At 51.5% G+C, this 11315-nt stretch carries 11 protein-coding genes; all 11 read right to left on the reverse strand.

The features are described from left to right. Nucleotides 1–93: 93 nt before the first annotated feature. Complete coding sequence (gene glmS / locus QZF50_RS20045) at nt 94–1923, reverse strand: glutamine--fructose-6-phosphate transaminase (isomerizing) (protein ID WP_000334099.1); 1830 nt, start codon at nt 1921–1923, stop codon at nt 94–96. A 161-nt stretch (nt 1924–2084) separates the two neighbouring features. Further along, complete coding sequence (glmU, locus tag QZF50_RS20050; protein WP_000933720.1) at nt 2085–3455, reverse strand: bifunctional UDP-N-acetylglucosamine diphosphorylase/glucosamine-1-phosphate N-acetyltransferase GlmU; 1371 nt, start codon at nt 3453–3455, stop codon at nt 2085–2087. A 350-nt stretch (nt 3456–3805) separates the two neighbouring features. After that, on the reverse strand, nt 3806–4225 hold the full coding sequence (locus QZF50_RS20055; protein ID WP_001251965.1) for a F0F1 ATP synthase subunit epsilon: 420 nt from the start codon (nt 4223–4225) through the stop codon (nt 3806–3808). 20 nt (nt 4226–4245) lie between these two features. After that, on the reverse strand, nt 4246–5628 hold the full coding sequence (gene atpD / locus QZF50_RS20060; RefSeq protein WP_000190506.1) for a F0F1 ATP synthase subunit beta: 1383 nt from the start codon (nt 5626–5628) through the stop codon (nt 4246–4248). Between the two features lie 26 nt (nt 5629–5654). Beyond that, on the reverse strand, nt 5655–6518 hold the full coding sequence (gene atpG, locus QZF50_RS20065; RefSeq protein WP_000896498.1) for a F0F1 ATP synthase subunit gamma: 864 nt from the start codon (nt 6516–6518) through the stop codon (nt 5655–5657). Nucleotides 6519–6568: 50 nt separating this feature from the next. Further along, entirely contained in the window at nt 6569–8110 is a 1542-nt protein-coding gene (atpA, locus tag QZF50_RS20070; protein ID WP_001176745.1) for a F0F1 ATP synthase subunit alpha, read from the reverse strand. 12 nt (nt 8111–8122) lie between these two features. After that, nucleotides 8123–8656: a F0F1 ATP synthase subunit delta gene (atpH, locus tag QZF50_RS20075; RefSeq protein ID WP_001288587.1), complete on the reverse strand. Its 534-nt coding sequence runs from the start codon at nt 8654–8656 to the stop codon at nt 8123–8125. Nucleotides 8657–8670: 14 nt separating this feature from the next. Further along, entirely contained in the window at nt 8671–9141 is a 471-nt protein-coding gene (gene atpF / locus QZF50_RS20080) for a F0F1 ATP synthase subunit B (RefSeq protein ID WP_001052219.1), read from the reverse strand. A gap of 61 nt (nt 9142–9202) precedes the next feature. Further along, nucleotides 9203–9442 (reverse strand): F0F1 ATP synthase subunit C, encoded by a 240-nt coding sequence (atpE, locus tag QZF50_RS20085; RefSeq protein ID WP_000429386.1) that lies wholly within the window; start codon nt 9440–9442, stop codon nt 9203–9205. Nucleotides 9443–9488: 46 nt separating this feature from the next. Continuing rightward, nucleotides 9489–10304 carry a F0F1 ATP synthase subunit A gene (atpB, locus tag QZF50_RS20090; RefSeq protein WP_000135625.1) on the reverse strand — a complete coding sequence of 272 codons (816 nt, stop codon included), beginning with the start codon at nt 10302–10304 and terminating at the stop codon, nt 9489–9491. A gap of 8 nt (nt 10305–10312) precedes the next feature. Next, nucleotides 10313–10693 carry a F0F1 ATP synthase subunit I gene (gene atpI / locus QZF50_RS20095; protein WP_000116695.1) on the reverse strand — a complete coding sequence of 127 codons (381 nt, stop codon included), beginning with the start codon at nt 10691–10693 and terminating at the stop codon, nt 10313–10315. Nucleotides 10694–11315: the final 622 nt, after the last annotated feature.

Here is an 11315-nt window from a genome sequence, read left to right on the forward strand (position 1 = left end):
GAATATATTTATATAGAAAGATAGATGAATTTATTGATGTCAGTTATAAAAAAGGGCCACCGGTCGGCAGCCCTTTTTTATCTATGATAGTGATTACTCAACCGTAACCGATTTTGCCAGGTTACGCGGCTGGTCAACGTCGGTGCCTTTGATCAGCGCGACATGGTAAGCCAGCAGCTGCAGCGGAACGGTGTAGAAGATCGGTGCAATCACCTCTTCCACATGCGGCATCTCGATGATGTGCATGTTATCGCTACTTACAAAACCCGCATCCTGATCGGCGAAGACATACAACTGACCGCCACGCGCGCGAACTTCTTCAATGTTGGATTTCAGTTTTTCCAACAGTTCGTTGTTCGGTGCAACGACGATAACCGGCATATCCGCGTCAATCAGCGCCAGCGGGCCGTGTTTCAGCTCGCCTGCAGCGTAGGCTTCAGCGTGAATGTAAGAGATCTCTTTCAGCTTCAATGCGCCTTCCAGCGCGATTGGGTACTGATCGCCACGGCCCAGGAACAGCGCGTGATGTTTGTCAGAGAAATCTTCTGCCAGAGCTTCAATGCGTTTGTCCTGAGACAGCATCTGCTCAATACGGCTCGGCAGCGCCTGCAGACCATGCACAATGTCATGTTCAATGGAGGCATCCAGACCTTTCAGGCGAGACAGCTTCGCCACCAGCATCAACAGCACAGTTAACTGAGTGGTGAATGCTTTAGTGGATGCCACGCCGATTTCCGTACCCGCGTTGGTCATCAGCGCCAGATCGGATTCGCGCACCAGAGAAGAACCCGGAACGTTACAGATTGCCAGCGAACCAAGGTAACCCAGCTCTTTCGACAGACGCAGGCCCGCCAGGGTATCCGCGGTTTCGCCAGACTGTGACAAGGTGATCATCAGGCTGTTACGACGCACGGCAGATTTGCGATAGCGGAATTCAGAGGCGATTTCGACGTCGCACGGAATACCTGCCAGCGATTCAAACCAGTAACGGGAAACCATACCGGAGTTATAAGAAGTACCACAGGCGAGGATCTGAATATGCTCAACCTTCGACAGCAGTTCGTCGGCGTTCGGTCCCAGCTCGCTTAAATCAACCTGACCGTGGCTGATGCGCCCGGTAAGGGTGTTTTTGATCGCGTTCGGCTGTTCGTAGATCTCTTTCTGCATGTAGTGACGGTAAATACCTTTATCGCCCGCGTCATATTGCAGATTGGATTCGATATCCTGACGTTTTACTTCCGCGCCAGTTTTATCGAAGATGTTTACCGAACGGCGAGTAATTTCCGCAATATCGCCCTCTTCAAGGAAGATAAAGCGACGGGTCACCGGCAACAGCGCCAGCTGGTCAGAAGCGATAAAGTTTTCGCCCATACCCAGGCCAATCACCAGCGGACTACCAGAACGTGCCGCCAGCAGGGTATCCGGGTGACGGGAGTCCATGATCACTGTACCGTACGCACCACGCAGTTGCGGGATAGCACGCAGAACAGCCTCACGCAGAGTACCGCCCTGTTTCAGCTCCCAGTTAACCAGATGGGCAATTACTTCGGTGTCTGTTTCAGAAACGAAGGTATAGCCACGCGCTTTTAACTCTTCGCGCAGCGGTTCATGGTTTTCGATGATGCCGTTATGCACCACCACAATGTGTTCAGAAACATGCGGATGCGCATTCACTTCTGAAGGTTCACCGTGGGTCGCCCAGCGAGTATGAGCAATACCCGTACCGCCATGCAGAGGATGTTCTTCCGCTGCCTGAGCCAGCATCTGGACTTTACCGAGGCGACGCAGGCGGGTCATATGACCTTCCGCATCAACAACGGCCAGACCGGCAGAGTCATATCCGCGGTATTCCAGACGACGTAAACCTTCAAGAAGGATTTCTGCTACATCACGTTGCGCGATCGCGCCAACAATTCCACACATAGTTTTTGATTCCGATTTATATCGTTGTCGGTCAACCTGTATGCCCGTTTTTTCGGGCGCCCCGAGCCTTGTAGAGAGTGGGGTTATTTTTATAGTTACTGCTTGTGGGAGGGAGATTATGTTATCTCCTCATCCCATGTGACCGGATTACCCGGCCAGAATCACTTTTTCTTTACCGGACGACGCCAGCCTTCTTTCTGTGTCTGCGGCACACGGCTGATAGCTAATGCATTTTCGCCGACATTACGCGTCACAGTTGTACCCGCAGCAATGGTCGCGCCTTTGCCTACTGTTACCGGGGCCACCAGCTGAGTGTCGGAACCGACAAACACATCGTCGCCGATAATGGTCTTAAATTTATTCGCACCATCGTAGTTGCAGGTAATGGTTCCCGCGCCGATGTTAACGTTATCGCCAATTTCCGCATCGCCCAGGTAAGTCAGATGACCAGCTTTCGAGCCTTTACCCAGACGCGCTTTTTTCATCTCAACAAAGTTACCGACGTGTGCACCTTCCAGCAACTCAGCACCAGGACGCAGTCGGGCAAACGGGCCAATAGTACAGGCCGCTGCCAGATTCGCGTCTTCCACAACGGTATACGGACTGATTTCGCAATCATCGCCAATCACGCTGTTTTTAATCACGCAACCGGTGCCGATTTTCACGCGATGACCGAGAGTCACGTTGCCCTCGATGATAACGTTAGTATCAATTTCAACATCGCGCCCGTGAGTAAGCGTACCGCGCAGATCAAAACGCGCCGGATCGCGCAGCATAACGCCTGCTAACAGCAGTTTTTCAGCCTGTTCGGACTGGTAAACGCGCTCCAGACGGGAGAGTTGCAGGCGGTTATTCACACCTTCTACTTCGCTTAAACGTTGCGGATGAACGGCGACGATTTCACGCCCTTCCTGATACGCCAGCGCAATAATGTCGGTGATGTAGTATTCACCCTGAGCGTTATTGTTGGTCAGCTTCGCCAGCCAGCGTTTCATATCTGCGCCGTTAGCGATCAGAATGCCGGTGTTGATCTCCTGAATCTGACGCAGCTCGTCGGTGGCATCTTTGTGCTCAACAATGCCGGTAACTTTGCCATTTTCACGGGTGATACGTCCATAACCGGTCGGATCATCCAGTTTCACCGTCAGCAGACCAATGCCACCCTGCGGTTTAGCATCACGCAGGCGCTGGAGTGTTTCGACAGAGATCAGCGGCACGTCGCCGTAGAGCATTAAAATGTCTTCATCATCGGCAAAGAAAGGTGCGGCCTGCTGCATTGCATGACCCGTACCCAGCTGCTCTGCCTGAAGCACCCAGTTAAGGTTGTCGTCTTTCAGCGCCTGTTTAAGCAGATCGCCGCCGTGACCGTACACCAGGTGAACGTGCGCTGCGCCTAATTCATTCGCAGCATCAATGACATGCTGAACCATCGCTTTCCCGGCAAGGGTATGCAGCACTTTCGGAAGATCGGAATACATGCGCGTGCCTTTGCCTGCGGCAAGGATCACTACGCTCATAGCATTATTCAACATACGCGTCCTGACTGTAATTTGAGAACGAATTTAAACCGCTTCACCTTGAAAAAACTACATTTTTTTCATCGTGAAATGGACAGAGGATAAATTGTTCAATAACGGATTATCCCCGCTGACGAAAGTGCCATTTTCGACCATCGTCACGCCTTTTGTCTGCAGAAAATTAAGGCAGTACCTTCATTTAAGCGTCAGGTGGATGTTTTTGCTCTTATTTCGATCAATGAATAAACGGGAAAACAGGGGTGTTTTATATCAGCAGGATCTATGTGAACGCTCTTCAGGACGGATCACGCGTAAAAAAAAGCCAGCCTGTTTCCAGACTGGCTTTTGTGCTTTTCAAGCCGGTGTTACATCGCTTTTTTGGTCAACTCGATAACGCGCAGCTGCGCGATCGCTTTGGCCAGTTCCGCAGACGCCTGAGCGTAATCTACGTCGCCGTGAGAGCTGCTAATGTGCTCTTCAGCCTTACGTTTCGCTTCCATGGCTCGCGCTTCGTCGAGATCCTGGCCGCGAATTGCGGTGTCGGCCAGAACGGTCACGTTGCCAGGCTGCACTTCAAGAATGCCGCCAGACAGATAGATAAACTCTTCGTGACCGTGCTGTTTCACGATGCGAATCATACCAGGCTTAATGGCGGTGAGCAGCGGTGCGTGGCCAGGGTAGATCCCCAGTTCACCTTCGCTACCCGTTACCTGGATTTTCTCGACCAGACCAGAGAACATTTGTTGCTCTGCGCTGACGACGTCCAGGTGGTAAGTCATTGCCATATCACCCTCCGATTAAGGCGTTAAAGTTTTTTGGCTTTTTCCACAGCTTCTTCGATGGAACCGACCATGTAGAACGCCTGCTCCGGCAGGTGATCGTATTCGCCTTCCATGATGCCTTTAAAGCCACGGATGGTGTCTTTCAGGGAGACGTATTTACCCGGAGAACCGGTGAATACTTCTGCCACGAAGAACGGCTGGGACAGGAAGCGCTGGATCTTACGAGCACGCGCTACCACCAGTTTGTCTTCTTCAGACAGTTCATCCATACCCAGGATGGCGATGATGTCTTTCAGTTCCTGATAACGTTGCAGGATGGACTGAACGCCACGCGCGGTGTCGTAGTGTTCCTGACCAACCACCAGCGGGTCCAGCTGACGGCTGGTGGAGTCCAGCGGGTCAACGGCCGGGTAGATACCCAGAGACGCGATCTGACGGCTCAGTACCACGGTTGCGTCAAGGTGCGCAAAGGTGGTTGCCGGAGACGGGTCAGTCAAGTCATCCGCAGGTACGTATACCGCCTGTACAGAGGTGATAGAACCAGTTTTGGTGGAGGTGATACGTTCCTGCAGAACGCCCATCTCTTCCGCCAGGGTCGGCTGATAACCTACCGCTGAAGGCATACGGCCCAGCAGTGCGGATACTTCCGTACCGGCCAGGGTGTAACGATAGATGTTGTCAACGAACAGCAGAACGTCACGACCTTCGTCACGGAATTTCTCAGCCATGGTCAGACCGGTCAGAGCAACGCGCAGACGGTTTCCCGGCGGCTCGTTCATCTGGCCATACACCAGGGATACTTTGTCGATAACGTTGGAGTCGGTCATTTCGTGGTAGAAGTCGTTACCCTCACGAGTACGTTCACCTACGCCCGCAAACACAGAGTAACCGGAGTGCTCGATCGCGATGTTACGAATGAGCTCCATCATGTTTACGGTTTTACCTACACCCGCACCACCGAACAGACCAACTTTACCGCCCTTAGCGAACGGACACATCAGGTCGATAACTTTGATACCGGTTTCCAGCAGTTCCTGAGAGTTTGACAGCTCTTCGTAGGAAGGTGCTGCGCGGTGAATCGCCCAACGCTCTTCTTCACCGATCTCGCCTTTCATGTCGACCGGTTCACCCAGTACGTTCATGATACGGCCCAGAGTCGCTTTACCTACCGGGACTTCGATCGGGTGTTCGAGGTCTTTTACATCCAGACCGCGACGCAGACCGTCGGAGGAACCCATTGCGATGGTACGCACGATACCGCCGCCGAGCTGCTGCTGAACTTCCAGCACCAGACGCTCATTACCATTTTGCACCTCAAGAGCATCGTACACGCGCGGTACGGCATCCTGAGGGAATTCGACGTCAACTACGGCGCCGATTACCTGGACAATCTTTCCAGTAGCCATCTTAAATCCTCTACGAAATAACCTGTTTAAACCGCGGCGGCCCCCGAGACGATCTCGGTGAGTTCCTGAGTAATGCTGGCCTGACGAGCTTTGTTGTATACCAACTGCAGCTCTTTAATCAGGCTGCCGCCATTGTCGGTCGCGGCTTTCATCGCCACCATACGGGCGGCCTGCTCGCTGGCCAGGTTTTCAACCACGCCCTGATAAACCTGAGATTCGACATAACGACGCAGCAGGGTATCCAGCAACGCCTTCGGATCGGGTTCGTACAGGTAATCCCAGGATTTATGTTTCAGATCATCATCATCTGATGCCGGTAACGGCAGCAGCTGGCTGATGGTCGGAACCTGAGACATGGTGTTAATAAATTTGTTGCTGACAATGTAAAGCTTGTCCAGACGGCCTTCGTCGTAGGCCTGCAACATCACTTTTACCGGACCGATCAGTTCGGACAGGGAAGGGTTATCCCCCATGCCGGTGACCTGGGCAACAACATTGCCGCCCACGGAGTTGAAGAACGACACGCCTTTCGAGCCGATCATTGCGAGGTCGCATTGAACGCCTTTGTCGGTCCAGGTCTTCATTTCCGCCAGCAGTTTTTTGAACAGGTTAATGTTCAAACCACCGCACAAACCACGGTCGGTCGACACCACCAGGTAGCCCACGCGTTTAACGTCGCGGTCTTCCAGGTAAGGGTGCTTATATTCCAGATTACCGTGTGCAAGGTGACCAATCACTTTGCGCATGGTTTCTGCATAAGGACGGCTGGCCGCCATGCGATCCTGCGATTTACGCATTTTGGAAGCGGCGACCATCTCCATCGCTTTAGTGATCTTTTGCGTGTTCTGGACGCTTGCGATCTTACTACGTATCTCTTTTGCGCCGGCCATGAGCTTCTCCTCAATGCCTTGCGGCCTGCCCTAAGGCAAGCCGCCAGACGTTACCAGGATTGGGTTGCTTTGAAGGAATCGAGGATGCCTTTCAGCTTGCCTTCGATTTCGTCGTTGTAGCCACCGGTCTGGTTGATCTCTTGCATCAACGGAGCGTGATCACGGTCGACGTAAGCCAGCAGAGCGGCTTCGAAGCTGCCAATTTTCGACAGTTCAACATCCGCCAGGTAACCACGTTCTGCTGCGAACAGAACCAGAGACTGCTGCGCAACGGACATCGGCGCATACTGTTTCTGTTTCAGCAGTTCGGTCACTTTCTGACCGTGGTCAAGCTGCTTACGTGTTGCATCGTCAAGGTCGGATGCAAACTGAGAGAACGCTGCCAGTTCACGATACTGTGCCAGAGCGGTACGGATACCACCGGACAGTTTTTTCATGATCTTGGTCTGTGCTGCACCACCAACACGGGATACGGAAATACCCGGGTTAACCGCAGGACGAATACCGGCGTTGAACAGGTTGGTTTCCAGGAAGATCTGACCATCGGTAATGGAGATTACGTTGGTCGGAACGAACGCAGAAACGTCACCCGCCTGAGTTTCGATAATCGGCAGTGCGGTCAGAGAACCGGTTTTCCCTTTCACTTCACCTTTGGTGAAGGCTTCAACGTATTCGGCGTTAACACGTGCAGCACGCTCCAGCAGACGAGAGTGGAGGTAGAAAACGTCGCCCGGGAATGCTTCACGTCCTGGCGGACGACGGAGCAGCAGGGAGATCTGACGGTAAGCAACAGCCTGTTTAGACAGGTCATCGTAAATGATCAGCGCATCTTCACCGCGGTCACGGAAGTATTCGCCCATTGCGCAACCGGCATACGGTGCCAGGTATTGCAGTGCAGCGGATTCAGACGCGGTTGCTACCACAACGATGGTGTTAGCCAGTGCGCCGTGCTCTTCCAGTTTACGTACCACGTTAGAAATGGTGGACGCTTTCTGGCCGATAGCGACATAGATACATTTGATACCGGAATCGCGCTGGTTGATGATGGCATCGATAGCCAGTGCGGTTTTACCTGTCTGACGGTCACCGATGATCAATTCACGCTGACCACGACCAATTGGGATCATGGAGTCAACGGCTTTATAACCGGTCTGTACCGGCTGATCTACGGACTGACGTTCGATAACGCCCGGAGCGATTGCTTCTACAGCAGAGAAGCCGTCGTGATCCAGCGGACCTTTACCGTCGATTGGTGCACCCAGAGTGTTAACCACACGGCCCAGCAGGCCACGGCCAACCGGAACTTCCAGGATACGGCCAGTACACTTAACTTTCATGCCTTCGGCAAGGTCAGCGTACGGACCCATAACAACCGCACCTACAGAGTCGCGCTCGAGGTTCAGTGCGATAGCGTAACGGTTACCCGGCAGGGAGATCATTTCACCCTGCATACAATCGGCCAGGCCGTGAATGCGGATAACACCGTCACTTACAGAAACAATAGTACCTTCGTTGTGAGCTTCACTCACAACATTGAACTGAGCAATGCGCTGCTTGATCAGTTCGCTGATTTCGGTGGAATTCAGTTGCATGCTCCAGTCCCCTTAAGACTGCAAGACGTCTGCAAGGCGCTCAAGACGACCGCGTACGCTGCCATCAATGACCATATCACCCGCTCGGATGATAACGCCTGCCATTACAGACTTATCGATTTTGCAATTCAGCTTAACTTTGCGTGACAGACGTTTTTCCATCGCAGCAGAAATTTTCGCGAGCTGTTGTTCACTCAGTGCGGCAGCGGAAATGACGTCTACCTCAGCGGTAGCCTCACTCACGGCACGAAGGTGAATAAACTGCTCCAGAACATCCGGGAGCGCGTTAAGACGACCATTTTCAGCCATTACCCGAATCAGGTTCTGACCGTTTTCGTCCAGTTGCTCACCACAAACTGCGATAAACGACTCGGCGAGCGTTTCTGGCGCAAGCGCGCCAGAGAGAAGCTCTGCCATTTGTTCGTTTTTGGTTACCTCGGCGGCAAACGCCAGCATGTCCTGCCAGCGTTCTACACTTTGGTGTTCGACGGCAAAGTCAAAAGCTGCTTTGGCGTAGGGGCGAGCTACCGTAATAAATTCAGACATCAGCCCCTCCCTCCTTACAGTTCAGCGACAAGTTTATCCACGATGTCGCTGTTAGCAGCTTCATCCACGGAACGTTCGATGATCTTCTCGGCGCCAGCAACAGCCAGGATAGCAACTTGCTTACGCAGCTCTTCACGGGCTCGTTTACGCTCGGCTTCAATTTCTGCCTGCGCCTGGGCCACGATTTTAGTACGTTCCTGTTCTGCCTCAGCTTTCGCTTCGTCCAGAATCTGCGAGCGGCGTTTGTTCGCCTGCTCGATGATTACCTGGGCTTCCGCTTTCGCTTTTTTCAGCTGGTCGGTCGCGCTGGCCTTTGCAAGGTCAAGGTCCTTATGTGCTCGTTCTGCGGAAGCAAGGCCGTCAGCAATTTCTTTTTGACGTTTTTCGATGGCTGCCATTAATGGCGGCCATACGTACTTCATGCAGAACAGAACGAACAGGACAAACGCGATGGCCTGGCCGAGGATTGTTGCGTTAAGATTCACAGCACAATGCCTCTATTTAGTTAACGTTCTGATATTGCTCTTTAAATAAAAGCAACGCTTACTACGCGACAGCGAACATCACGTACAGACCCAGACCTACAGCGATCATCGGGATAGCATCCACCAGACCCATAACGATAAAGAACTGAGTACGCAGCAGAGGAATCAGATCAGGTTGACGCGCTGCGCCTTCCAGGAATTTACCCCCGAGGATGCCGATACCGATCGCAGCACCGATTGCCGCCAGACCCATCATCACAGCGGCAGCCATGTACAGCAGATCCATATTCAGGTTTTCCATGACAGTCTCCAGTTTGTTTCAGTTAAAACGTAGTAGTGTTGGTAAATTAATGTTCTTCAGACGCCATCGACAGATAGACGATCGTCAGAACCATGAAGATGAAGGCTTGCAGCGTAATGATCAGGATGTGGAAAATGGCCCACGGCACATTCAGGATCCACTGTGACCACCACGGCAACAGACCAGCAATCAGAATGAAAATCAGCTCACCGGCATACATGTTACCGAACAGTCGCAAACCAAGTGAAACTGGTTTGGACAGCAGGCTTACCCCTTCAAGGATTAAGTTGACAGGAATGAACGCCCAGTGATTGAACGGCTGCAGCGTCAACTCTTTCGTGAAGCCGCCGATGCCTTTCATTTTGATGCTGTAGAACAGAATCAGGATAAATACGCCCAGTGCCATAGACAGCGTTACGTTCACGTCCGCAGACGGAACCACACGCAGTGCAGGCAGACCCAGTACATGTTCAGCAATGTACGGCAGCAGGTCGATAGGCAGTAAATCCATCAGGTTCATCAGGAATACCCAGACGAAGATCGTCAGGGCCAGCGGAGCAATCAGCTTGCTTTTGCCATGGTACATGTCTTTCACGCTACCATTAACAAAGCCGATCACCAGCTCAATCGCGGTCTGAAACTTACCTGGCACACCGCTGGTCGCCTTTTTGGCTACGCTACGGAATAAAACCAGGAACAACAGACCCAGCACCACCGAGAAGAACATGGAGTCAATATTGATTGTCCAGAAGGTGGCTGGGGGGTTTTGTGGATCCACCAGCGAGAATGTACGCAGGTCCAGCTGAAGGTTATTCAGGTGGTGTCCTATGTAATCCTGCGGCGTCATATTTTCTGAAGCCATGATGCCTTTTACCCTTTGTTGTTAATTACAGCCGGTGCCAGTATCTGAACCACCAGCACCAAAACCCACGTAACGATCAGCGGCAAGAATACCGCCTTTAAAACCGCCAACGCCACCACCAGTAACACCAACATCGCCAGAACTTTGAAAGCTTCGCCAAATGCGAATGTCCAGGCCACCCGGCCTTTCGCTGGTGTATGCGCCTGGTGACGCCAGGCAAATATCATAAACAAAACGTTAGGCAGAAAGACTGCCAGGCCCCCGCTTATTGCAGAGACGCCCCAGAAGGGGTCTTTGAGGCTGAACAGCAATCCACTTGCTATCACCACCAGTAACTGAACGAGCAGAAGCTTCCGAGCAACGTTTCGACTCACGAGCGACACAGACATCACGTTTTTCACTCCTGCTCCCTTCGAGGTATGCCGCGTGTCGTATAAAACTTTCTTTAAGGCTTAGAGTCAAGCATCAAAAAGCGGTCAAATTATACGGTGCGCCCCCGTGATTTCAAACAATAAGTAGCCAAAAGGTGAATAAATGTTTAAATATTTTTCCAGTGCATACAATTGCGACTTTTCTGCTAACCCTGTTCGATCATGAAAAACTGTAAATAACGCGTAAACACTGGTGATAAAGCGTGCTTCAGATCACATATTGCGCATGTTCGCGCACAGCATATTTATTTACTTGGCAAATGATGCCTTTGCAAGTTTATGATATTTCAGTCTAAAAACAGATACTGTTTTAATAAATGACATTTACACAACAAAAACCACCCATTGACATTTTTAATAATGTTTTAACAGCCAATGATGGTTCTTAGCGCCGATTTTTAGCAGACTGATATTTTCACTAATGACTTATTTTCTGCTTACCAAAAAAAGCCACGTTATCTTGTTGATGCAAAAGAGTGAACGTGGCGTTAAATGTAACCAGTTATATCAGTAGAAAACCTGGTTGTTGTTAACAGTCTAACCGGTCAATTTTTTATGATTTTTTTGATAAAAATTAAAT

Source organism: uncultured Escherichia sp. (assembly GCF_948475835.1).
Lineage (GTDB): Bacteria > Pseudomonadota > Gammaproteobacteria > Enterobacterales > Enterobacteriaceae > ECMA0423.